The following is a 21,362-nucleotide window of genomic DNA, read 5'->3' on the forward strand; positions in this document are numbered from 1 at the left end:
AACCCCGAGGGTGTCGGTCCGATTTCGAGAGGGTCTCGCTCCGCGCCGCAATCACATTTCCGGGAGACGTTCTCCCTGCACGGCCTGGATGTCGATCTCCACTTTGACGGTCGTGCCGATCGCGGCGACTCCGGCCCGGACCATTGCGTTGTAGTTGATGGCGAAGTCGTCGCGGCTCAGTTGCGTCTCCGCGTGGAAAGCCGCCCGCACGCCGCCCCACGGGTCCGGCCCGTAGCCGCCGTAGTGCAGATCGAGCTCGACCTCCCGGCGTTGCCCGTGCAGCGTCAGCTCGCCGCGCATGGTCCACCGGTCGGTGCCGCGCTGGGTGAGCCCCGTGCTCACGAAGTCGATCACCGGATAGGTCTCGACATCGAGGAAGTCGGCCGAGCGGAGGTGGTCGTCGCGCATTTTGATGCCGGTGTCGATGGCGGCCGCGTCGATCCGCGCCCGCACCGACGACCGCTCCACCGGCCGCTCGACGTGGAGCTGTCCGGAGAGCTCGGGAAAGCGTGCCTTGATGCTGGCGATTCCGAGGTGGCGGGCGGTCACCACGACCGACGAGTGCACCGGGTCGATCACCCATGGTCCGGTGGGCGGGAGCTCGACGGCACCCTCCTCCGGCGCGAGGGTGATCTCGCCGAGCGACCCGCCGCCGTCGCCACCGATCTGGGCGGTGCGCGCGACCGGCAGGTACCCGGCGGCCGTCACCACGGCGGTGTAGACCCCGGCGGGCAGCGGGCCGGTCATCACGGCGCCGCGGGCGTCCGCGGTCGCGCGGGCGGCCTGCCTGCCGCCGAGGTCGGTCACGGTCAGTACGGCGTGTTCCACCGCCCAGCCCTCGGACGTGCGGACCAGTCCGGACAGTCCCGCCATCAGCGCTCGTTCCCCGTCAGCTCGTCGATCACCTGGTCGTAGCCGAGTCGCACGTCGTGTGCGGCATCTCCGCCCGTCACGCTCACCCGGCTCGTCGCGGGCGGATACCCGCTCGCCACGACGGTGTAGTCGCCTTCGGGGAGGTCGCTCACCACGTACCGTCCGGAGTCGTCGGTGCGCGCCACCGCGACGACGTTGCCGTCGGGGTCGAGCACGGTGATCCGCGCGTCGCGCACCACCCAGCCGTCCTCGGCCCGGGCGGTGCCGGTGAGCTGCGCCGAACCGGCGAGTTCGACGTCGTGCCGCACGACGCCGCTGTCCGGCACGGTCAGGGTCACCGCGGTCGGCCGTAGCCGCTCGCCGCTCGCGACGAGCGTGTAGGTGCCGGCGTTGACGCCCCGGAAGGCGTAGCTGCCGTCGGCCTGGGTGATGCAGGCGCCGGTGACCTCGCCGCGGGAGTCGGCCAGCGTCACCGTCACGTCCGGAAGCGGGCTGCCGCTGCCGGCCGCCCGGACCAGACCGGTCACCTCGCCGGAGCCGGTCAGCGTCACGTTCACGCGCGAGGGCGAACCGTGCTCGCCGACCGTCACGCTCGACGCCTGCGGCTGGTAGCCGGTCGCCGACACGATCAGCACGTACGTGCCGGGGCCGGGCGCGCCGATGGTGTAACCGCCGTCCGAGCCGCCGGTGGCCCGCGAGACCTGCTTGCCGCGCTGGTCGATCAGCGTCAGCGCGGCGCCGCCGACCGCGGAACCGTCCTGCCGGAGGATCGTGCCGGTGATCGCGCGGCCGGAGGTCTCGAGCGGCCGCTGCACCCCGGCCGAGGCCATGATCGGTGCCGTGGCCGGCTGGAGGTCGGCGTGCCCGTTTCGGTCCGGTGCACCCGCCCCGGCGAGCACGGGCTCGCGCTCGGCGTCGAGCGCCTCGTCGGCGTCGGCCAGTGCCGCGGCGCGCGCGGCGTCCTCCTCCGGGGCGGCCGCGTCGGCGTCGTCGAGCAGGGCCTCGCCACCCTCGATCGGGGCGGCCTTGGGAGCGCTGTCGCTCAAGGGGATCTCCTTCATGAACAGCAGGACCAGGAACGCCAGCGCCGCGACGGCCGCGCCGAGGTAGAACACGGCGTTGATCGACTCGGTGAACCCGATGAAGAACGGCCGCGCCTGCTCGAGCGGCAACTGCTGGAGGAACGACGAGTCCTCCATGATGTTGCCCCCCGTGTTCATGGCGGCGGGCGGCATGCCCGCGTCGCGGAAGGCGTTCGCGATGTTGTCGGTGAGGGTGCTGAACAGGATCGACAGGAAGACCGCGACGCCCAGCGTGCCGCCGATCTGCCGGAACAGCGTCGCGGACGCGGTGGAGACGCCCATGTCGCGGCGCGGGCCCGCGTTCTGCACGGCCAGCGTCAGCGTCTGCATACAGCAACCGAGGCCGAGCCCGACCACGAGCATGTAGACCATCGGCTGCCACATCGGCGAGTTCCAGTCGACCTGCGCCCAGAGCACCATGCCGCCTGCGGTGAGCAGGGTGCCCACCACCGGGAAGATCTTGTACCGCCCGGTGCGTGAGGTGAGCTGGCCGGAAGCGACCGACGTGAGCATGCTGCCGACCATCAGCGGCAGCATGAGCAGGCCCGCCTCGGTCGGTGTGTAGCCCTGCACGATCTGCAGGTACTGCGGAATCAGCATGATGGAGCCGAACATCGCGAACCCGACGATCACCCCGCCCGCGATGGCCACGCTGAACGTCGAGTTGCGGAACAGCCGCAGCGGGATCAGTGCCTCGTCCTTCATCAGCAGCTCGACGAGGATGAACAGCACCAGCCCGACGGCCCCGACGCCGTAGCAGACCACGGCCCGCGTGGAGTCCCAGCCCCACTCGTTGCCCTGCTCGGCCACCAGCAGCAACGGCACGAGGCACAGGGCGAGCGCGAGGCCGCCCCACCAGTCGATGCGGTGGTCCTGGCGCTGATGCGGGACGTTGAGCACCTTGCCGACCACGAGCAGCGCCAGCAGGCCCAGCGGCACGTTGATCAGGAACACCCAGCGCCAGCCTTCGAGGCCGGCGAGGGTCTCGAGATCGGCGAAGAAGCCGCCGAGCACCGGGCCGAGCACGGTGGAGGTGGCGAACACGGCGAGGAAGTAGCCCTGGTACCGCGCCCGCTGCCGCGGTGGCACGAGGTCGCCGATGATCGTCAGCGCCAGCGACATCAGCCCGCCCGCGCCGAGTCCCTGGACGGCCCGGAACGCGGCGAGCTGGTACATCGACTGCGCGAACGACGCTGCCGCGGAGCCGATCACGAAGATCGAGATCGCCGCGAGGTAGAAGGGCTTGCGGCCGTAGATGTCGGAGAGCTTGCCGTAGATCGGTGTCGCGATGGTGGCGGTGATCAGGTAGGCCGTGGTGATCCACGCCTGCATGCTCAGGCCGTGCAGGTCGTCGGCGATCGTGCGGATCGCGGTGCCGACCACGGTCTGGTCCAGTGCGGCCAGGAACATGCCGGTCATCAGCCCGGTCAGGATCACCAGGATCTGCCGGTGGGTCAGGCCCGGGCCGGTGTCGTCGGTACTGCCCGCGCTGGGAGCGGACGACTTGTCCACGGCGTGTGTCATCGTTGGTCCCCCTGAGTGGTGCCGTGTGCCGAGAAGTCGGCGAGCTGCGGATCGAAGCGCTCGATGTCGGTGTTGAGGCGCTCCAGAAGGTGGTTGAGCGTGGCGCGGTCCTCCTCCGGCCACTCGGACAGCAACGTCGCCAGCCACTGTGTCCGGCGTTTGCGGTTCTCCTCGAACACCCGCAGGCCCTCCGCCGTGGGGGCGAGCAGGCACGCCCGCCCGTCCTCGGGGTCGGCGGTCCGCTCCACGAGCCCGTGCTGGACCAGCGAGCTGCTCTGCCTGCTGATCGTCGAGACGTCGGAGTGGAGCGCCTCGGCCAGCCGGCTGGTTCGTTGCGGCCCGTCGTGCACGAGGGCGAACAGGATGGCGTAGGCGGCGCGCTCGATGCCGTCCGGACCGGCCTTGGCGACCTGCGACTTCGCCCGTGTCATCACCCGGATGAACCGCACCAGCTGGGTACCGAGCTCGTCGGCCAGGGCGAGGTCGCCCGGTGTGGGAGTAGCCATGGGGCACGTCTTTCGTCGCCATTGTCGGGATTGCCGGTTGCTTGCCACGTGCAACTAGTTGTCTACAGCAAGCATGTCTTCCGTTCTACGCCGGGTGCAACCGAATGGCCGTCCGCTGTGAACGAACGCACCTCGCAATCACCCGGACGTGGAGCCGGAATCGTTCACCGCGACCGCGCGTTGTGACCGCCATGACACACGACGCCCTGCGCAAGCTCCTCGCCACGCGCCCTTTCGGCGTGCTCGCGACCATCAAACGCGACGGCAGGCCGCAGCTGTCCACGGTCAACCACCACTTCGACCCGGACACCGGCCTGATCCGGGTCTCCATCACCGACGGCCGCGCCAAGACCAGGAACCTGCGCCGCGACCCGCGCGCGAGCTACCACGTCTCCAGCGAGGACGGCTGGTCCTACGCCGTGGCCGAGGGGGTCGCCGAACTGTCCGAGGTCGCCCGGGATCCGCACGACGCCGCCGTGGAGGAGCTCATCGACCTCTACCGCGCCATCGCGGGCGAGCATCCCGACTGGGACGACTACCGCAGGGCGATGGTGGCCGACGGCCGTCTCGTCCTGCGGCTGCGCGTGGACCGGATCTACGGCCTCGCCCGATAGCGTGACCCCATGACCGACACCGGCTCCGGACTGCTCGCCACCCTGCGCGCCGAGCTCGGCCCCGAGGCCGTGCTCACCGACACCGACGTCACCGCGGCGTACGCCCGCGACCGGATGCCACTCGCGCCGTCCGGGACGCCGCTGGCTGTCGTGCTGCCGTCCGACGTGGCAGGCGTGCAGGCCGTCGTGCGGGCGTGCGCGGACGCGGGCGTGCCGGTGGTGCCGCGGGGTGCGGGCAGCGGGCTCTGCGGCGGCGCGAACGCCCTCGACGGCTGCGTGGTGCTGGTGACCACCAAGCTCGACCGCATCCTCGAGATCGATCCGGCGAACCGCCTCGCGGTGGTCGAGCCGGGCGTGGTGAACCTCCACCTGCGTGAGGCGGTCGCCAAGCACGGCCTGTTCTATCCGCCCGACCCGGCCAGCTACGACTGGTGCAGCATCGGCGGCAACCTCGCCACCAACGCGGGTGGGCTGTGCTGCGTGAAGTACGGCGTCACCACCGACTCGGTGCTCGGGCTCGAGGTCGTCCTCGCCGACGGCTCGCTGCTGAAGACCGGCCGCCGCACCGTCAAGGGCGTCGCCGGATACGACCTGACCAAGCTCTTCGTCGGCAGCGAGGGCACGCTCGGTGTCATCACGCAGGCCACGCTCGCCCTGCGCCCGCTGCCGCAGGCGCCCGGCACCCTCGTCGCGGCGTTCACCGGCACCGCGGACGCCGGTGCAGCCGTGAGCCGCATCGTCGGCGAGGGCCTGGTGCCGTCGCTGATGGAGATCATGGACGCCGCGACGGTGCGCGCCGTCGAACGCCATCTCGGCACCGACCTCGGCGTCGGCACCGGGCCGGGGGCGTTGCTGCTGTGCCAATCCGACGCGGGTGGCGAGGCGGCGCGCCACGAGCTCGCCGCTATCGGGCAGGTCTGCACCGACGCCGGGGCCGCACTGGTGCACGCCACCGCCGACCTCGCCGAGGGCAACCTGCTCATGGAGGCCAGGCGCGCGGTGCACCCCGCGATCGAGTCCATGGGCGCCCATATGACCGACGACGTGTGCGTACCGCGCACGCGGATCGCCGACCTCATCGACGGCTGCGGGCGCATCGGCGCCGAAGTCGGCCTGCAGGTGGTGGTGAACGGTCACGCGGGCGACGGCAACATGCACCCGACCGTCATCTACGACGCCGCCGCCGAGGGCGAGTTCGAACGTGCCCGGCAGGCGTTCGACGCGATCTGCGAGCTCGGTCTCGCGCTCGGCGGCACGGTCACCGGCGAGCACGGCGTCGGCAAGTTCAAACAGGACTGGCTGGAACGCGAGCTCGGTCCGGTCGGCCTGCGGGTGCACCGGCAGGTCAAGCGGGCGCTCGACCCGCACGGGGTGTTCAACCCCGGGTCGATGTTCTCCCTGGAGTGAGGGGCCGGCGCGGGTTCACAGCAGGGTGAGCAGCCCGACCAGCGAGCCGGACGCCAGGCCGAGCGCGACCGCCAGCAGCAGGATCCACGGCAGCGGAAACGGCCGGGGCTCCGGTTCCCGGCGAGGCCGCGCCGGCTCCGGCTCGTCGGCCCGACCGGCCCCCTGGGCCTCGAGCGCGGCGCGCTCCCGCTCGAGCGAGCCCTCCCCGGCGCCGGAGAGCAGCCCGTACCCGCCCGGTGTCTCGACGACGGGTGGTTCGGGATAGGAGGAGCCGGCCTGAGCAGGTGGAGCGTTGCGTGCCTGTGCCCGCAACGCCTCGGCCAGCAGGCGCTCGGGGTCGTCACTCATCGCCGCTCAGGGTAGCGGCGCGCCACGCCGAGCCGCTCGTGCAGCACCCGGCTCATCGACAGCGCGAGCAGCGCCCCGACCGCGGCCTGGACCACCGGCCGCAGGGCACCCACGCGGTGGCGGACCTCCGCGGCCTCGCCGTTGGTGGGAAGGTCGCCGGGCAGCACGTGGGTGTCGAGCAATCGCCCGAACACCGACGCGATCCGGTCGGTGTGGGTTCGCACCTCGGCCGCCGCGTCGAGCGTCGCGTCCACCGGGACGCCCGCCGCCCGCAGCTCTCGCGTGGTGTGCAGCATGCGGGGGCTGTGCACGACGACATGCTCGCCGTCGCGGGTGCACACGCCGATTCGTTCGAGCCGCTCCAGGGTCGCGCGGTCGGCCTGCTGACCGAGTTGGGCCGACAGGTCCTCTCGGGACAGCCTGCGCGGGGGCTCGTCGCTGAACGGCGCGGTCAGCGCCTCGTCGAGCCCCAGCAGATCCTCCAGGCCGCGCCCGGACTCCCATGCCGCGATGAGCTCGCGGATCTGGGCGAACGTGTAGCCGCGCTTCAGCAGGCCGAGAACCAGGCGCAACCGAGCAAGGTGCGCGTCCGTGTACAGCGCCACCCGGCCCTTGCGCAGCGGCTTCGGCAGGACGTCTCGGTCCTGGTAGACCCGGATGTTTCCGACCGTGGTGCCCGCGATGCGGGCGAGTTCGTCGACGCGGTACTCCGCCACCCAGGCGAGTCTAACGGTCGCCCTCCGTGTTCCATAGCCCGCGGCGCAATACCCGCTTCGGGCGCAGGTCGTCACCGAGAAGAACCAGGTCAGCCTGCAGGCCTCTACTCAGACGACCAGTCCGGTCGGCGATGCCGAGCAGTTCGGCCGGCCGGGACGCCGTCGCCCACACGGCGTCCTCGATGCTCATCCCGGCACCGTGCACGAAGTTGCGGAACGCGGCGTCCATGGTGAGCGTGCTGCCGGCCAGCGCGCCCGAGCCGGGCAAGGTCGCGACCCCGTCGTGGACGTCGACGGCCAGCTTGCCCAGTGTGTAGGCGCCGTCGGCGGCGCCGGTCGCCGACATCGCGTCGGTGACGAGCACCGTCCGCCCCCGGCCGGCGTGCTTGGCCGCCAGCCGCACCATCGTCGGGTGCACGTGGACGAGGTCGCAGATCAGCTCGATGGTGACCCGCTCGTCCTCGAGCAGCACCGCGATCGGACCCGGTTCCCGGTGATGCAGCGGGCGCATGCCGTTGTACAGGTGGGTGGCCACGGTCGCACCGGCGTCGACGGCTGCCCGGACCTGCTCGCCGGTGCCGTCGGTGTGCCCGATGGCGGCGACCACTCCGGACTCCACGAGGCGGTGCACGGCCTTGACGCCGCCGGGAAGTTCGGGGGCCAGCGTCATCATGCGCACGTGGCCCCGGCCCGCGTCCAGCAAGGTGTCCAGGGCGCTGCTGTCCGGATCGCGCAGCGACGCCGGGTCGTGCGCACCGCAGCGTGGTGCCGCGAGGAATGGACCCTCCAGGTGCACACCGGCCAGTTCCCCGTCCTCGACCAGTTCGGACAGCGCCGCCAGCTGGTCGGCCAGCACCGGAACCGGGTCGGTCACCAGGCTCGCCAGCATGGTCGTGGTGCCGTGACGGCGGTGGGCCGCGATGGCGCGCGCGGCCTCGGCGGGGTCGGTGGTGGAGAACGCGGCACCGCCACCGCCGTGGCAGTGCGTGTCGATGAAGCCCGGCACGACGAGTGCGCCACCGGCATCCACCCGCGGGCCGTCGGGCGGGGTGCCCGTCCCCACGTCGGCGATCACGCCGCCGGACACACGAAGCCAGCCGTCGTCGGCCACCCCGTCGGGGAAGGCCACGCGGCCACCGGTGAGCACGAATTCGTCGGAGCCGTTCACGACCACATCTTATTGGTCCAGACCAGCGAGCGGGCAAACTCAGGGACTGTGAGAGTTTTCCCGTTGTTCAGCGTCTCGAATCGTGCATGGCCCGCTGGAGAGCCTCGAGCGCGCGGCTCGCGGTGGACTTGACCGTCCCCTTCGAGATACCGGCCGCCTCGGAGATCTCGGCCTCCGACAGCCCGCCGTAGTAGCGCAGCACGAGCACCTCGCGCTGGCGGGGTGGCAGTTTGGACAACGCCTGGACCACGGCCTGGTGCTCCGTCGACAACATCGCGAGGCTCTCGGCCGACCTGGCGTTGACGGCATGGGGTGGCACGTAGTCCCGGGCGGTCTTGCGCCGCCGAAGCACACTGCGTGAGCCGTTGACCACCGCGGTCCGCAGATACCCCACGGCCGCGGCCGCGTCCCGCAGCTTGCCCCAGTTGCGGTGCAGACCGGTGAAGGCCTCCTGCACCACGTCCTCGGCGGTGGCCGGTTCGTCGACGAGCAGGATGGCCAGGCGGACCAGTCGCATGCGGTGCTGGCGGTACAGGTCCTCGAGCGTCAGCGGTCCCGGGGGCGGCGCGGTCGGCACCGGCGCGTCCAGGGTCCGCAGGTGGCCGAGCGTCTGCTCGACGCTGCTCTCGACGTCACGCGGCCGTCCCGGGGCCCTCGCTGGCCCCTGGTTGCTCGCGCCGCCGTGCCGGCGCATGGGCTCGGCGCTGCCGTGCATCAAAACCGTCCCTCGATGGCGTACTCGGTCCCCTCCAGGACTCACGCTCCAGTCACGCGTACTCAGCGTATCGGGTCGGCCGGGCATTACCCAGGATTCCCGGATGACCGTCCGGTACCGATACCGTGCGCAGTCAAGGGACACCGCTCGATCACCGGGAGGCCGCACATGGCGTGGTACGTGTTGGAGACCAGGTACGTGCCGGAGAAGTACGTCGAGGTCCGGCCGCGGCACCGCGAGTACCTCGCCACACTCGCCGAACAGGGCGTCGTGGCCATCGCGGGCCCGCTGGAGGACAACGTGGGCGGCCTCGTGATCCTGCAGGCCGAGAACCGCGACGAGCTGCAGAAGATCATCGACGCCGACCCCTACCACCAGGAAGGCGCGCTCGCCGAGCGGACCGTCCGCGAGTACACCCCGGTGCTCGGCGCGTGGCTGCCCGGGAGCGAGTGAACCCGCCCCCGGGCAGCGACGGCCGGATTCCTACTGGTCGTGCACGATGACGCCGCGGATGTTCTTGCCGTCCCGCAGGTCCTGGTAACCCTCGTTGACCTGCTCGAGGGTGTACTTCGTGGTGACGAGCTCGTCGAGCTTGATCTTGCCCGCGTCGTAGAGCCGCAGGAGCTTGACGATGTCGTACTGCGGGTTGGCCGAGCCGAACAGCGTGCCCTTGATCGTCTTCTCGAACAGCGTCAGCACACCGCCCGAGACGTGCACGGTGAGCTTCTCGGGATTCGCCAGCCCGGTGACGACCACGATGCCGCCCTTGCCGATGACGTCGAACGCGTCGCTGATGACCTGCTCGTCCACCGTGCCCACGGTGACCAGCGCCTGGTCGGCCATCTGACCCCACGTCAGCTCGCTGACTTTCTCGGCCGCCTCGGCGGCGTTCGCGAACGCGTGGGTGGCGCCGAACTTCATGGCGGTCTCGCGCTTGAACTCGACCGGGTCCACCACGACGACGTTCTTCGCGCCCGCGTGTGCCGCACCCTGGACGGCGTTGATGCCGATGCCGCCGATGCCGTAAATCACCGTGGTGTCGCCTGCCCGGACGCCGCCCGCGTAGTTCGCCGTGGCCCAGCCCGTCGGTACGCCGCAGCCGACCAGTACCGCCGTCTCCAGCGGCAGCCAGTCGTCGACCTTCACCACCGAGTGCTGCGAGACCGTGGCGCGTTCGGAGAACGTGCCGAGCATGCACATGGCTCCGATGTCGGTGCCGCCGGAGTGGAACCGGTACGTGCCGTCCGGCATGTGCCCCTCGAGGATCGTGGCACCCATGTCGCACAGGTTCTGCCTGCCCGTCGAGCAGTAGCGGCACGTGCCGCAGTTGGGGATGAAGCTGCACACCACGTGGTCGCCGGGCTGCACCTTGGTGACACCGGGGCCGACGTCCTCGATGATGCCCGCGCCCTCGTGGCCGCCGATGATCGGGAAGCGTGGCGGCAGGTCACCGTCGATGAGGTGCAGATCGGAGTGGCACAGACCGGCCGCCGTGTACTTGATGAGCACCTCGCCGGGGCCGGGGCCGTCCAGGTCGAGCTCGAGGATCTCGAACGGCTTACCCGCGTCGAACAGAACCGCTGCCTTCGTCTTCACGACTGACTCCTCTATTGCGCCGTTGCAATGTCAGGAAGGTCATTGTCGGGCGGTCTCGACCAGGGCAACTGTGCAAAAACTGCACACCCGCCTCACCGGTTCGGGGTGATGCGCAAGGCCCGCATCCGGTTGTAGAGCGTCGAGCGGCTGATGCCCAGCTGCCGGGCCGCCCGCACCTTGTTACCGCCGACGGCCGCGAGTGCCCTGGTGATGGCGTCGTACTCGGCTTGCTCCCATCCGGACAGGTGCGGCGCGGACGTGCTCACCGGGCACGCCGCGGCGAGGTCGCGGGCGGTGATGTCGCCTGCCGAGCGGCGGTCGGCGACGTCGGCGAGAACGGTCTCCAGCTCGCGCAGGTTGCCCGGCCACGGCTGCGCGGCGAGCAGTTCGAGCGCGCCCGCGGTGAGCCGCAGGGTGCTGTCCGGGTGGAGCCCGGCGAGCAGGGTCCGCGCCAGCGCCGGGATGTCCGCCCGCCGATCGCGCAGGGGCGGCAGCTCGACGCGGCGGTGCACCCGGGCCACCAGCCCGGCGTGCTCCCCTCGTAGCTCGGTCACCGGCGCGCTGGTCAGCGCGAACCAGGCCGGCGAGGCGTCGAGCAGCCGCGCGGTCCGCGCGGCGAGTACGGGCGGGAGCAGGTGGACGTCCCGCAGCACGATCAGTCCGGGATGACCGGCGGCGAGCCGTTCGAGCCGGGCGCACCACTCGGCCTCCCCGCGCACGGGAACGTCGGCGGCGTCCATCCGCGCGAGCGGCTCGGCGCCGGCCAGGATCGCCGTGGCCGCCGTGTGTCCGGTGCCCGGTTCGCCTGCGACGAGCACCCGGCGGCGGGCCGCAGCGCTGCGGCGCAACCGGTCCTCCACGTCCGGTGGGAGTACCCCGCCGAGAGCCCGCCTGCGGGCCACGCCGGGGTAGGCCGGCCGCACGGGAGCTAGTTCGAACAGCATCCCGGCGTTCACCGACACGGCCTCCATGCGCACCTCGACCTCGGTGCCGGACGCCAGCCGCAGCCTGCGCACACCCCGCCTGGTGCGGCTGAGCTCCCGCAGCAGCGGGTGGTCGGCCGGGTCCACCAGATCGACGGCCGCCCGGTTCGCCAGCACGACGTCGTCGCCGAGCGCCAGGACAGCCGACGACCGGTGCCGCGCGGCCTGGAACGCCGCGAGCAGCCGCTGCTGCGCCTGGTTCGACCCGTCGAGGAGCCTGCGTTCGATGTCGGCGACCGCCCGCAGCAGGAACGGCGCCAGCAGCGGGTTGGAGTCGTCCACGAGCCCGGTGATGTCGAGCACGCCCTCGAGCCTGCCGGTGGCCGGATGCACGATCGGATGCCCGTAGCAGGTGAAGCACTTGAGGGCGTCGAGGAAGTGTTCCTCGCCGTGCACCGCCACCCCGCGGCGCAGCTCGTACGGCGTGGCCACCGAGTTGGTGCCGCTCGTCTCCTCGGTGTACCGGCAGCCGGGGACGGCGCTCACGCTGTCGAGGACCCGTTCCAGCGACCGGTCGCCGTAGCGCCGCGCGACGATCCGGCAGTCGCGGTCGGCGAGGATCACGCACAGGCCGGTGTCGTGCAACTGCCGCTCGATCTCGTCGAGCACCGGGGTCGCCGCGCGCAACAGCCGGCTCCGGACGTCGACGTCCTCCACCTCGAGGCGGTCGGCCGGGCTGGTCGGGCTCAGGCCGCTGAGCTCGGCCCGCCGCCAGGACTGGACGATCTCCGCGCGCAGCTCCACAGCGCTCTCCTCAGCGGGGCACTCCTCGGCGAGTGATCCAGGTCATCATGACAGGGGCCGCGCGCGTGGTGAAGCCGGTGAATCCGTTCGGCGGTCAGTAGCGGCCGCCGAGCTTCGTGTGGTCCCAGCTGACGATCTTGGTGGGCGTGAAGACGAGGCCGATGCGCTTGGGGGCCTGCTTGAGGATGCCGGCCTTCAACTCGGCCGGGGCGTCGGCGGGCTCGCCGTCCACGCCGGCATAGCGCATCGCCATGGCGAGCCCGATCTGCGCGACGGCGTCGGTGTCCTCGACGAATTCGACGTCGCACTCCATCGAGACGCCGCGCAGCTTCTCGTAGGACTCGCCCGACTCGATGAGCACGGTGGCCTGCGGGTTCCGGAAGAGGTTGGCGACCTTCTGCGACTTGCGGTACGTCCAGGTCGCCACACCCCCGCCCCGCGGGATGTACCACAGCGGGGCGAGGTGTGGCCTGCCGTTCGGGTTCATCGTCGCGACGTTGATGACCTTCTGTTCGGCGAAGTAGGCGGTGATCTCGTCGGGGGTCATCCGGATCTGGTCGCGACGGGACATCGATGTCTCTCCTACTTGATCGCCGCGCGGCCCCCGTGTCCGGTGACCGCCGCCTCCCGGGCACCGCGGGCTGCGATGTCCTCGAGCGCGGCGCGGTCGGCCGCGGGCACGCGGGTCCGCGCGCCGAGTTCGATGATCGGCGGAATGAGCGCCCGGATCAACTTCATGGCGCCCACCCAGCGAGGCACGTGGATGGTGCGGGCGCGGCGTTTGATACCGGCCTGCAGCATGTCGAGTGCCAGGTCGAGCGGGTAGGTCTTGCCGACGAAACCGGGCATTCCCGAGCGGAGCTTGCCGAAGACCGGGTGCCGGTCGGCGCTCTCCACGAGGTCGGTCTTGATCCACGTCGGGTGCGCCACGCCCACCTTCACGCCGAGATGCTGCACCTCGGCCCGAAGGCTGTTGCAGAACGCCTCGACACCGGCCTTGGCGGCGCAGTAGTTGGCCATTCCCGGCGCGTGGGCGATCGCCGCGAAGGACGAGATGGCGAGCAGGTAGCCCTTGCGGTCGATCACGTGTGGCAGCGCGACGCGGAAGGTGCGCCAGACGCCGAGCAGGTCGACCTCGATCACCTTCTCGAAGGCCGTGCGGTCGACCGAGCGGACGAAGCCGGTGGTGGCGATGCCGGCGTTGGCGATGACGATGTCGATGCCGCCGAAGTGGTGGACCACGTCGTCGGTGGCCTGCTGCAGGGCGTCCCAGTTCGTGACGTCGACTTCCCACGAGCGGGCTGCCGGGCCGATGCGGTCGGCGACCTTCTGCTGTTCGGCGGCTTCGAGCCCGAGCAGCGCGACCTTCGCGCCGTCGGCGGCCAGCCGTTCGGCCAGGCCCGCGCCGATGCCCCGGGCCGCGCCGGTGATCAGGACGACCTTGTTCTTCACGCTCTTCGCGCCTACGCCGGTCAGGAACGCCATTGGTGCCTCCTCGGTGCTTGCTCGAGGGGACCGTACCGCAACCTACTCGCAGTAGGCTACTCATTGGTAGGGTGACAGTGCGGAACAGGAGCGCAGCGCACCGCGTTGCCGGGATCATGGCAGTGAATCTCGGCAAGTACGGAATCTGGCGGATCGCGCGCGAACTCGACGCCCGGCTCGCCGTGGAAATCGAAAAGCTCGGCTACGGCACCATCTGGATCGGTGGCTCGCCCCCCGGCGATCTGGCTCTCGCCGAGGAGCTCCTCGACGCGACCACGAGCATCACCGTCGCCACCGGCATCGTGAACATGTGGACCGACGACGCCGCCACGGTCGGCGCCTCTTACCGGCGGATCGCCGCCAAGCACCCCGACCGCTTCCTCCTCGGCGTCGGCATCGGCCACCCCGAGGCGGTGCAGGTGTACCAGAAGCCCTACGACAAGATCGTTTCCTATCTGGACGAACTCGACGAGGCCGGCGTACCCGCCGAGGGCCGCGCGCTCGCCGCGCTCGGCCCCAAGGTGCTGCGGCTCTCCGCTGAGCGGACTCTCGGCGCCCACCCGTACCTGACCACTCCGGAACACACGCGGGAGGCTCGCGAGATCGTCGGCACCGGCGTGCTGCTGGCACCGGAGCAGAAGGTCGTCCTCGACACCGACCCCGCCCGCGCCCGCGAGGTGGCCCGGCCGTACATCAAGCCGTACCTGGGGCTGTCCAACTACGTTCGCAACCTGCGCCGGATCGGCTGGTCCGAGGAGGACATCGCCGACGGCGGCAGCGACGAGCTGATCGACCACCTCGGGGTGCACGGCGACGCCGAGAGTGTCGTGCGGGCCGCAAGCGCACACCTCGGCGCGGGCGCCGACCACGTGTGCCTGCAGCTCCTCACGCCGCGCGGCGAGGACCCGCTGCCCGGCTACGCGGCCATGGCGGAGCACCTGAGGTAGCGCGTGCAGCGTCGCGCGCCGGGAGCCGGCCTCACGCCTGGGCCGGCTCCGGGCGCGCCGTTGCCGCGCGGCCCTGCCGTGCCTCGGGACGGCGGCCGTGCACGAGCAGGTACAGCAGCGCGCTCAGCAGCATCGCCCCGGCCAGCACCAGGTACATCGTCGCGTAGCCGGTCGCCTGCGCGAGCACGCCGAGCAGCACCGGGCCCAGGCCGATTCCGCTGTCGAGCATCAGGAAGAACGTGGAGATCGCCAGCCCGAACTGCTCCTGAGGCACCTTCGCGATGGCGATCGCCTGGCAGGCGGGGTTGAGCGTGCCGAAGCCGAACCCGCTCAGACCGCCCGCGAGCACCACCATCCAGTCAGCCGAGGCCGTGCCGAGCAGCACCAGCGCGGCCGCGAACACCGCGATCGCGCTGTAGATGACTCCGTTGTCGCCACGCTTGTCCTGCAGCGGGCCGACGACGAACCGCGTCAGGAACATCACCAGCGCGTAGGCCAGGAAGAACAGGCTGGCGCCGCGCTGCAGACCTTCCTGCGCCGTGTAGGCGTTCAGATAGGTGACGATGCCGGAGTAGATGCAGCCCACCACCAGGATGAATCCAGCGATCGGCAACACGGCCGGATGGGCCATGGAGGCCACGAATCCCCGCAGGCCGCGGCCACGGCGGCCGGCGTGCTGCTCGCGCCGCTCGGCACGAGGCGCGTCCTTCGTACTGACCAGCAGGCCCAGCAGGCAGGCGGCGACGTGCAGACCCAGGACCGACCAGAACAGGGTCTGGTAACTGCCGGCCTCCACGATCTCGAGTGCGGCGAACGGGCCGACCGCCGTCGACAGCGTGATGCTCAGCGCGTAGTAGCCGGTGCCTTCGCTCCGGCGCGAGGGCGGGATGTAGGACTGCGCCAACGTCATGGCGGCCGTGCTCGTGATGGCGAACAGGCCGCCGTGGATGGCCCGCACCACCAACAGCACAGGCAGCGACGTCGCCGGCAGATACAGGGCCGCCAGCACGACGCAGGCCGCCAGGCCCGCCCAAAGAACCCGGCGCCTGCCGACGCGGTCCACCAGCCCGCCCGTGAACAGCCGGGATGCGGTCGCGCCGACGACGAAGATGCTCGCGGTCAGGCCGCCCGTGGAGTCCGAGACGGCGAACCGCGTGACGGCGTACACGGCCATCGTCGTCGTCAGGCCGTAGAAGACCAGGGCCAGGAAGAAGTTGACGACCCAGACGAGGGCGAGATCCCGGGAGAAGATGCGGGGGCGGTGCGGGGACGGTGCGGCTGTGGCTGTCGAGCGCTCTGTCCCGACCTCTGCCGTCATGACCGCCTCTCTGTTTGCTTACCGCAACCAATTCTAGGTCCGCGGACGAGGTGTGCGGTTATGACGGTGGCCACGAGGAGAAAGGCCCCGCGAGGCGGCGCCGGGTGGCCTTCACTGCAGTCCGGCGCGGTGTCACGCTGTGCCTCGTAGGATGCGGACACAAGCGTCCCGGCGCCCACCGGCGCCGGAGTCAGGACACCGTCGAGGAGGACACGATGCCCATCGCCACACCCGAGGTCTATGCGGAGATGCTGGACCGGGCCAAGGCGAACGAGTTCGCGTACCCGGCCATCAACGTGACCTCGTCGGAAACCCTGAACGCGGCGATCCGGGGCTTCGCCGAGGCCGAGAGTGACGGGATCATCCAGTTCTCCACCGGCGGCGCCGAGTTCGCGTCCGGCCAGGCGGTCAAGGACATGGTCACCGGCGCCACGGCGCTCGCGGAGTTCGCCCACGTCGTCGCCGCGAAGTACCCGGTCAACGTCGCGCTGCACACCGACCACTGCCCCAAGGAAAAGCTCGACGGCTTCGTCAACCCGTTGATCGAGCTGTCGAAGGAGCGGGTCAAGCGCGGGCAGAACCCGCTGTTCCAGTCGCACATGTGGGACGGCTCCGCGATCGATCTCGACGAGAACCTCAAGATCGCCGCCGAGCTGCTGGATCGTGCCGCCGAGGCGAAGATCATCCTCGAGGTCGAGATCGGTGTCGTCGGCGGTGAGGAGGACGGCGTCTCGAACGAGATCAACGAGAAGCTCTACACCGCCGAGGGCGACTTCCTGAAGACCGTCGACGCGCTCGGCGCCGGGGAGAAGGGCCGCTACCTGCTCGCGGCGACGTTCGGCAACGTGCACGGCGCGTACAAGCCGGGTGCCGTCAAGCTGCGCCCGGACGTGCTCAAGCGCGGCCAGCAGGTCGCCGCGGAGAAGCTGGGCCTGCCGGAGGGCTCGAAGCCCTTCGAGCTGGTGTTCCACGGCGGCTCCGGTTCGCTGCTGGAGGAGATCCACGAGGCGGTGTCGTACGGCGTGGTGAAGATGAACGTCGACACCGACACCCAGTACGCGTTCTCGCGGCCGATCGCCGACCACTTCTTCAAGAACTACGACGGCGTGCTGAAGATCGACGGCGAGGTCGGCAACAAGAAGACCTACGACCCGCGCAGCTACCTGAAGAAGGCGGAGGGCTCGATGGCGCAGCGGGTCGTTCAGGCCGCCGAGAGCCTCAAATCGGCGGGCAAGAAGCTCTGAGCAGGTAATCCGTCGTGTGAAGCTCCCCGGTGCCAGAGTGCCACGGCGCCGCACCGGGGAGCTTCACCCGTTCAGGGCACCGGCTCGGTCCCGATCGGATGTCGGGCACAGTAGGCGCATGATGCCGAAACGACTCGTCGCCGCTGTGCTCGTGGTGGCGCTCATCCTGGGCGGCACCGGGCTGTCGCTGGCGTTCATCCTCTGACGGCCCCACGCCCTTTCGTGGTGCAGAATGGCCGCATGACGCACGGGAACCTGCTCGAACCGGACCCCACCAAGCTGCCGGAGCGGCCCGATGCCGAGGCTGCGCTCGACGCGGGCACGGATCCGAGTGAGGTCGCCGCCGAGCACCCCGACTTCAGCGAGGCATGGGCCGCGCTGGCCGAGCGTGCGCTCGGCGAGAACGAGGTCGTCCAGGCCTACGCCTACGCACGCACCGGCTACCACCGTGGGCTGGACCAGCTGCGTCGCGCGGGTTGGAAGGGGTTCGGCCCGGTGCCGTGGGAGCACCGGCCGAACCAGGGCTTCCTGCGTGCGCTCGCGGCGCTGGCCAAGGCCGCGAGCCGCATCGGCGAGACCGACGAGTACGAGCGCTGCACGAAGTTCCTCGCCGACGCCGACCCGGCCGCGGCCAAGGCCACCGGGCTCGCCTGATCGGCGGCGGACCTCAGAACCGGCCGCAGTTGGACGGCGCCTCGCCGCCGCGCACCCGCCCCTCCAGCCAGGCGAACGCGCGCGGGAACGCACCGGCGTACCCGCCGACGTGTGTGGGAATCGCGAGGGTGTCGAACTGGACCGTGGCGCCCAGCTCGCACCACGAGCGCGCCATGTCGCGGCCCTGCGGGTAGGGCACGATGTCGTCCAGTCGGCTGTGCGCCACGAGCACCGGCGCGGCCGGCGCGATGCGGCCGATGCGCTGTTCCGCGACGACCGATGCGAACGGCTCCTCGTCCAGGTACTCGGTGAGCGGGCGGCCGTCGGCGGTGAGGTCGGCGCTGCGGGTGAAGCCGTGGTGCAGGATCGCGCCCGCGGTGCATTCCCGCTCGATGCGCTCGCGCACGTCCCGGCCCTTGTCGTTGAGCAGTTCCGGAATGCCGAGCTCCGGGTAGGCGGCGTTCATGCTCGCGACCGCGAACAGCAGGAAGCCGGCGGCGTAGTGGCCGTCGAGGTTGGTGGCCACGGCGGAGAGGTCGGCGGGCGGCGCGCCGGCGTAGGCACCGGCGAGCCGCAGCTCGGGCGCGTACGTCGGGTGCAGTTCGGCCGCGGCCGCCGAGGCGCCGCCGCCCTGCGAGTAGCCGGCGGTGAACACCGGCCCGTCGGCGGGCAGTCCCGACCCGGGCAGCCGCTGGGCCGCGCGGATCGCGTCGAGCACGGCGTGTGCCTGGGCCTTCCGGTTGACGTAGGTGTGCACGCCCGGCGTCCCGAGCCCCTCGTAGTCGGTGATGGCGATGCCGTAGCCGCGGGCGAGCAGGCCGGCGAGGAAGGCGCCCTCGTACTCGACGCCCGCCGCCATCGCCTTGGAGGGAGCGCAGTCGTCGCCGAGGCCCTGCGTGCCGGCGGCGTAGCCGATGATCGGCCGCGGTCCGGGCCCGTGCCACGGGACGAGCGGGGTCAAGACGGTGCCGGTGACGGCGTTGGGTTCGCCATGGGTGTCCGTGCTGCGGTACATGACGCGTTGCACGCGCGCCGGAGCCGCGACCAGCCTGGCCGGGTCGAGGAAGAACCGGGACGGCTGGTGGCGGATGATGTCGCCCGCGTTGCCCGGGGGCAACGGCGACGGTGGATCGTAGAAGTCGCTCGCGTGCGCGGGTGCGGCGATCGTGACCGACGCCAGCCCGACGAGCGCGGCGAGGATCGCGGTGACCAGACCACGGCGTCCCGAACGCATGGTGCTCCCCAGGGTTTCCGACAACGCTGTCGGAAAAAGAGTCGAGGTGAGGAGACCGGGTGTCAAGCCTCCGGAAGCGTGGTCCCGGCCGGCCGCGCAAACTGCCTGCCGGGCAGCAGCGCGCGCTCGTGCTGGCAGCGGCGCGTGAGGTGTTCGCGGCGAACGGCCTCCCGGGCGCGACGATCGAGCAGGTGGCGCGCCGGGCCGGGGTGAGCAGGCAGGCGGTGTACGAGCAGTTCGGCGACAAGGCGGCGCTGTTCGAGCAGACCGTCTCGGACGTCGAGGAGCTCGCCTATCGCACCATCGCCGCCCGCGGCGAGCAGGACGCCGGACTCGACCTCCGCACCTGGGCCCGGCGCAACTACGCGGAGCTGTTCGCCTTCGTCGCCGAACATCCCGACGCGATGCCCGTGTTGCAGGAGGCCGAGCGGGCCGGCATCCCGGCCCTGACGCGGCTGCGATCGCGTCTCGCGGAGGTCTACACCGACGCGAGCCGGCGCCGGTGGGCCGCTCACGGCGTGGAACCCGGCCGCGCCGACACGGCATTGGTGGCGATGTACTTCGCCATGACCGAGGCGCTGGTGACCCTGTCGTGGCCGGAGGAACCGCCGGACCCAGAGGCGCTCATCGACCTGCTCACCGAGTTCACGGTCGGCGGAATCCTGCGGATCTACAACCACGCACCGGAGGTCCTCGCCCGGATCCGCTGAACCGGCCCGCCCGGTGCCGGGCGAGCCGGTGACTCCCGGGGTCTCAGCAGGTCTCGAGCATGTCCGCCAGGGCGGCCTTCTCGGCGTCGTCGACGGTCAGCTCCCACTTGTGCTTCACGCCGATCCACATCGAGGCGTACGTGCAGTGGTACTCCTCGGCAGGCGGCTGCCACTCGTCGGGCGTCTGGTCGCTCTTCTCCTGGTTCACGTCGTCGGTCACGGCGATCAGCTGCGGGGCCGACAGGTCGTTGGCGAACTGCTCGCGCTTGTCGGTGGTCCACTCATCGGCACCGCTGCGCCACGCGGCCGCGAGCGGCACGACGTGGTCGATGTCCACATCGGACGGGTCGGTCCACGTCGCCCCGTCGTACGGGCTGTACCAGCTGCCCGATGTCGGGTAGCAGTCCGTACCGGTCTCCACTCCCGTGCCGTCGCGTTCGAGCACGGCCTCCCGGGTGTTGCAGCTGTCGCCCTGGTCGCTCCAGTGCGGGAACAGGTCGCGGTCGTAGCCGTCCAGCGACCCGTCCTCGGCGACGGTCAGCTCGGCCAGCTGGGCGCGGGCGGTGGCTTCGTCGGGGATGCCGGGCGGTTCGGCGGTCGCGGTACCGGCCATCGGGACGGTCATCGCCGTGGCACAGCCCAGGGCGATCAGGCAACGACGGAGAGTGCGGGGAACGGACACTGCGGCACCTCACTCGTTGGTGATGTTGGGGACTTTCCGACTGTGACCGAGTGAGGTGACCGAATCAACACTTTCGCGTTAACGCGGAGGGAGAACCAGACGTAAGTCGTGCGTGTGCCGGTACCAGGTCCAGCGCCGGATCGGCCGCGGATACGGGACGCCGTCCGATTCCGGCACGACCTCCGCGCCACCGAGCTGGAACGCCCGGCCGGCGAAGGCCCGCCGCCGCTTGAGCACCCGGCCGTGCGTGACCGTCGCCCGCAGTCCGGCCCCGCCGTCGGGATCCGGCTGCACCACGATCGAGGCCGCCTGCCCGCGCAGGGCCTCCGTGTCGTCGCAGTAGGCGACACCACGTGGGTCCCGCACCACGCCGCGGCCGAGCAGCACACCGCCCGCGTCGTCCCGGATCAGCGGCACCGGCCGGGCGTCGCCGCTCAGCGCCAGCTCCAGCGCACGTTCCGGGGCGGTCGGTAGTCCCCACAACCCGGCGACGGCCGAACCCGCCTCCGCGGGCACGTATCCGACCGACGTCGTGTCCAGCAGGTTCTTGCGGAGCAATCGCAGCACGACCGCCGCGAGGTCGGCGTCGGTGCCGACGACCACCAGGTCGGGGGCCAGCAGCGGGTCCACGTCCCCCTTGCCGGGGCGGGCGGGCACGGCCTGCGCCCGCACCCCGTCCGGGAGCGGCGACCGCAGCTCAGCGCGCCCGCAAACCAGCACCAGTCCGCGCACGGATATCTCCTCGGGGTTAGGCTCATGCACCGGCATTTGTCAGCGCCAACAGTCCGCCAACAGTCCGCCAGCAGTCCTCT

Annotated in this window: 22 protein-coding genes; 7 read left to right on the top strand and 15 right to left on the bottom strand. The window is 71.1% G+C overall.

What is annotated here, in order from left to right:
- Positions 1 to 51 precede the first annotated feature (51 nt).
- Genes ACFSZT_RS04760 through ACFSZT_RS04770 form a run of 3 tightly spaced genes read right to left on the bottom strand, consistent with a single transcriptional unit; the run spans position 52 to position 3,985 of the window.
- The gene (locus ACFSZT_RS04760) at positions 52 to 873 is read right to left on the bottom strand and encodes a YceI family protein (protein WP_377396063.1); all 822 of its coding nucleotides are present in this window, start codon (positions 871 to 873) and stop codon (positions 52 to 54) included.
- A complete protein-coding gene (locus ACFSZT_RS04765) occupies positions 873 to 3,479 on the bottom strand; it encodes an MFS transporter (RefSeq protein ID WP_377396066.1) in 2,607 nt (868 codons plus the stop codon). Before ACFSZT_RS04765 ends, ACFSZT_RS04760 begins: the two co-directional genes overlap by 1 nt.
- Positions 3,476 to 3,985: a MarR family winged helix-turn-helix transcriptional regulator gene (locus ACFSZT_RS04770; protein ID WP_377396069.1), complete on the bottom strand. Its 510-nt coding sequence runs from the start codon at positions 3,983 to 3,985 to the stop codon at positions 3,476 to 3,478. Before ACFSZT_RS04770 ends, ACFSZT_RS04765 begins: the two co-directional genes overlap by 4 nt.
- Before the next feature lie 191 nt (positions 3,986 to 4,176).
- On the opposite strand from ACFSZT_RS04770, the gene ACFSZT_RS04775 reads away from it, so the two are divergent.
- Together ACFSZT_RS04775 and ACFSZT_RS04780 are read left to right on the top strand one after the other, a co-directional pair.
- The gene (locus tag ACFSZT_RS04775) at positions 4,177 to 4,599 is read left to right on the top strand and encodes a PPOX class F420-dependent oxidoreductase (RefSeq protein ID WP_377396072.1); all 423 of its coding nucleotides are present in this window, start codon (positions 4,177 to 4,179) and stop codon (positions 4,597 to 4,599) included.
- Positions 4,600 to 4,608: 9 nt separating this feature from the next.
- The gene (locus tag ACFSZT_RS04780; RefSeq protein ID WP_377396075.1) at positions 4,609 to 6,006 is read left to right on the top strand and encodes an FAD-binding oxidoreductase; all 1,398 of its coding nucleotides are present in this window, start codon (positions 4,609 to 4,611) and stop codon (positions 6,004 to 6,006) included.
- A 15-nt stretch (positions 6,007 to 6,021) separates the two neighbouring features.
- On the opposite strand, the gene ACFSZT_RS04785 is transcribed toward ACFSZT_RS04780, so the two are convergent.
- From ACFSZT_RS04785 to ACFSZT_RS04800, 4 genes are all read right to left on the bottom strand, one after another.
- Positions 6,022 to 6,354 carry a hypothetical protein gene (locus ACFSZT_RS04785; protein WP_377396078.1) on the bottom strand — a complete coding sequence of 111 codons (333 nt, stop codon included), beginning with the start codon at positions 6,352 to 6,354 and terminating at the stop codon, positions 6,022 to 6,024.
- Positions 6,351 to 7,070, bottom strand: a complete 720-nt coding sequence (locus tag ACFSZT_RS04790) for a MerR family transcriptional regulator (RefSeq protein ID WP_377396081.1) — start codon at positions 7,068 to 7,070, stop codon at positions 6,351 to 6,353. Before ACFSZT_RS04790 ends, ACFSZT_RS04785 begins: the two co-directional genes overlap by 4 nt.
- Positions 7,071 to 7,080: 10 nt before the next feature.
- A complete protein-coding gene (nagA, locus tag ACFSZT_RS04795; RefSeq protein ID WP_377396344.1) occupies positions 7,081 to 8,217 on the bottom strand; it encodes an N-acetylglucosamine-6-phosphate deacetylase in 1,137 nt (378 codons plus the stop codon).
- Positions 8,218 to 8,305: 88 nt separating this feature from the next.
- Positions 8,306 to 8,953, bottom strand: a complete 648-nt coding sequence (locus ACFSZT_RS04800; RefSeq protein ID WP_377396084.1) for an RNA polymerase sigma factor — start codon at positions 8,951 to 8,953, stop codon at positions 8,306 to 8,308.
- Between the two features lie 168 nt (positions 8,954 to 9,121).
- On the opposite strand from ACFSZT_RS04800, the gene ACFSZT_RS04805 reads away from it, so the two are divergent.
- Complete coding sequence (locus ACFSZT_RS04805; protein ID WP_377396087.1) at positions 9,122 to 9,406, top strand: YciI family protein; 285 nt, start codon at positions 9,122 to 9,124, stop codon at positions 9,404 to 9,406.
- Positions 9,407 to 9,436: 30 nt separating this feature from the next.
- Here the strand turns inward: ACFSZT_RS04805 and ACFSZT_RS04810 are convergent, their stop codons facing one another.
- The 4 genes from ACFSZT_RS04810 to ACFSZT_RS04825 form a co-directional block, all read right to left on the bottom strand.
- Entirely contained in the window at positions 9,437 to 10,549 is a 1,113-nt protein-coding gene (locus ACFSZT_RS04810; RefSeq protein ID WP_377396090.1) for an NDMA-dependent alcohol dehydrogenase, read from the bottom strand.
- Positions 10,550 to 10,641: 92 nt separating this feature from the next.
- Complete coding sequence (locus tag ACFSZT_RS04815) at positions 10,642 to 12,276, bottom strand: sigma-54-dependent Fis family transcriptional regulator (RefSeq protein WP_377396093.1); 1,635 nt, start codon at positions 12,274 to 12,276, stop codon at positions 10,642 to 10,644.
- A 94-nt stretch (positions 12,277 to 12,370) separates the two neighbouring features.
- A complete protein-coding gene (locus ACFSZT_RS04820; RefSeq protein ID WP_377396096.1) occupies positions 12,371 to 12,847 on the bottom strand; it encodes a pyridoxamine 5'-phosphate oxidase family protein in 477 nt (158 codons plus the stop codon).
- An 11-nt stretch (positions 12,848 to 12,858) separates the two neighbouring features.
- Positions 12,859 to 13,761 (bottom strand): SDR family oxidoreductase, encoded by a 903-nt coding sequence (locus ACFSZT_RS04825; protein WP_377396099.1) that lies wholly within the window; start codon positions 13,759 to 13,761, stop codon positions 12,859 to 12,861.
- A 116-nt stretch (positions 13,762 to 13,877) separates the two neighbouring features.
- Here ACFSZT_RS04825 and ACFSZT_RS04830 point away from each other — a divergent pair, with 116 nt between their 5' ends.
- Complete coding sequence (locus ACFSZT_RS04830; RefSeq protein ID WP_377396102.1) at positions 13,878 to 14,708, top strand: LLM class F420-dependent oxidoreductase; 831 nt, start codon at positions 13,878 to 13,880, stop codon at positions 14,706 to 14,708.
- 31 nt (positions 14,709 to 14,739) lie between these two features.
- On the opposite strand, the gene ACFSZT_RS04835 is transcribed toward ACFSZT_RS04830, so the two are convergent.
- Complete coding sequence (locus ACFSZT_RS04835) at positions 14,740 to 16,026, bottom strand: MFS transporter (RefSeq protein ID WP_377396105.1); 1,287 nt, start codon at positions 16,024 to 16,026, stop codon at positions 14,740 to 14,742.
- A 215-nt stretch (positions 16,027 to 16,241) separates the two neighbouring features.
- Between ACFSZT_RS04835 and fbaA the strand changes: the two genes are divergently transcribed.
- Together fbaA and ACFSZT_RS04845 are read left to right on the top strand one after the other, a co-directional pair.
- Positions 16,242 to 17,270, top strand: coding sequence for a class II fructose-bisphosphate aldolase (gene fbaA, locus ACFSZT_RS04840; protein WP_377396108.1), 1,029 nt, complete (start codon positions 16,242 to 16,244; stop codon positions 17,268 to 17,270).
- A 240-nt stretch (positions 17,271 to 17,510) separates the two neighbouring features.
- Complete coding sequence (locus ACFSZT_RS04845; protein ID WP_377396112.1) at positions 17,511 to 17,924, top strand: DUF3151 domain-containing protein; 414 nt, start codon at positions 17,511 to 17,513, stop codon at positions 17,922 to 17,924.
- Between the two features lie 13 nt (positions 17,925 to 17,937).
- Here the strand turns inward: ACFSZT_RS04845 and ACFSZT_RS04850 are convergent, their stop codons facing one another.
- The gene (locus tag ACFSZT_RS04850) at positions 17,938 to 19,158 is read right to left on the bottom strand and encodes a lipase family protein (protein WP_377396115.1); all 1,221 of its coding nucleotides are present in this window, start codon (positions 19,156 to 19,158) and stop codon (positions 17,938 to 17,940) included.
- Between the two features lie 128 nt (positions 19,159 to 19,286).
- Here ACFSZT_RS04850 and ACFSZT_RS04855 point away from each other — a divergent pair, with 128 nt between their 5' ends.
- Positions 19,287 to 19,868, top strand: coding sequence for a TetR/AcrR family transcriptional regulator (locus ACFSZT_RS04855; RefSeq protein ID WP_377396347.1), 582 nt, complete (start codon positions 19,287 to 19,289; stop codon positions 19,866 to 19,868).
- 43 nt (positions 19,869 to 19,911) lie between these two features.
- Here ACFSZT_RS04855 and ACFSZT_RS04860 read toward each other — a convergent pair whose 3' ends face one another.
- The gene (locus tag ACFSZT_RS04860) at positions 19,912 to 20,493 is read right to left on the bottom strand and encodes an HNH endonuclease family protein (protein WP_377396351.1); all 582 of its coding nucleotides are present in this window, start codon (positions 20,491 to 20,493) and stop codon (positions 19,912 to 19,914) included.
- 135 nt (positions 20,494 to 20,628) lie between these two features.
- Positions 20,629 to 21,282 carry a hypothetical protein gene (locus ACFSZT_RS04865; protein ID WP_377396118.1) on the bottom strand — a complete coding sequence of 218 codons (654 nt, stop codon included), beginning with the start codon at positions 21,280 to 21,282 and terminating at the stop codon, positions 20,629 to 20,631.
- Positions 21,283 to 21,362: the final 80 nt, after the last annotated feature.

Source organism: Prauserella oleivorans, from assembly GCF_042685745.1.
Lineage (GTDB): Bacteria > Actinomycetota > Actinomycetes > Mycobacteriales > Pseudonocardiaceae > Prauserella_A > Prauserella_A oleivorans.

Excerpts from the sequence above, each read along its gene's own strand:
- ACFSZT_RS04760 (WP_377396063.1), bottom strand. The coding sequence starts at position 873 with ATGGCGGGACTGTCCGGACTGGTCCGCACGTCCGAGGGCTGGGCGGTG.
- ACFSZT_RS04765 (WP_377396066.1), bottom strand. The coding sequence starts at position 3,479 with ATGACACACGCCGTGGACAAGTCGTCCGCTCCCAGCGCGGGCAGTACC.
- ACFSZT_RS04770 (WP_377396069.1), bottom strand. The coding sequence starts at position 3,985 with ATGGCTACTCCCACACCGGGCGACCTCGCCCTGGCCGACGAGCTCGGT.
- ACFSZT_RS04775 (WP_377396072.1), top strand. The coding sequence starts at position 4,177 with ATGACACACGACGCCCTGCGCAAGCTCCTCGCCACGCGCCCTTTCGGC.
- ACFSZT_RS04780 (WP_377396075.1), top strand. The coding sequence starts at position 4,609 with ATGACCGACACCGGCTCCGGACTGCTCGCCACCCTGCGCGCCGAGCTC.
- ACFSZT_RS04785 (WP_377396078.1), bottom strand. The coding sequence starts at position 6,354 with ATGAGTGACGACCCCGAGCGCCTGCTGGCCGAGGCGTTGCGGGCACAG.
- ACFSZT_RS04800 (WP_377396084.1), bottom strand. The coding sequence starts at position 8,953 with ATGCACGGCAGCGCCGAGCCCATGCGCCGGCACGGCGGCGCGAGCAAC.
- ACFSZT_RS04805 (WP_377396087.1), top strand. The coding sequence starts at position 9,122 with ATGGCGTGGTACGTGTTGGAGACCAGGTACGTGCCGGAGAAGTACGTC.
- ACFSZT_RS04820 (WP_377396096.1), bottom strand. The coding sequence starts at position 12,847 with ATGTCCCGTCGCGACCAGATCCGGATGACCCCCGACGAGATCACCGCC.
- ACFSZT_RS04825 (WP_377396099.1), bottom strand. The coding sequence starts at position 13,761 with ATGGCGTTCCTGACCGGCGTAGGCGCGAAGAGCGTGAAGAACAAGGTC.
- ACFSZT_RS04830 (WP_377396102.1), top strand. The coding sequence starts at position 13,878 with ATGGCAGTGAATCTCGGCAAGTACGGAATCTGGCGGATCGCGCGCGAA.
- ACFSZT_RS04835 (WP_377396105.1), bottom strand. The coding sequence starts at position 16,026 with ATGACGGCAGAGGTCGGGACAGAGCGCTCGACAGCCACAGCCGCACCG.
- fbaA (WP_377396108.1), top strand. The coding sequence starts at position 16,242 with ATGCCCATCGCCACACCCGAGGTCTATGCGGAGATGCTGGACCGGGCC.
- ACFSZT_RS04845 (WP_377396112.1), top strand. The coding sequence starts at position 17,511 with ATGACGCACGGGAACCTGCTCGAACCGGACCCCACCAAGCTGCCGGAG.
- ACFSZT_RS04850 (WP_377396115.1), bottom strand. The coding sequence starts at position 19,158 with ATGCGTTCGGGACGCCGTGGTCTGGTCACCGCGATCCTCGCCGCGCTC.
- ACFSZT_RS04860 (WP_377396351.1), bottom strand. The coding sequence starts at position 20,493 with ATGACCGTCCCGATGGCCGGTACCGCGACCGCCGAACCGCCCGGCATC.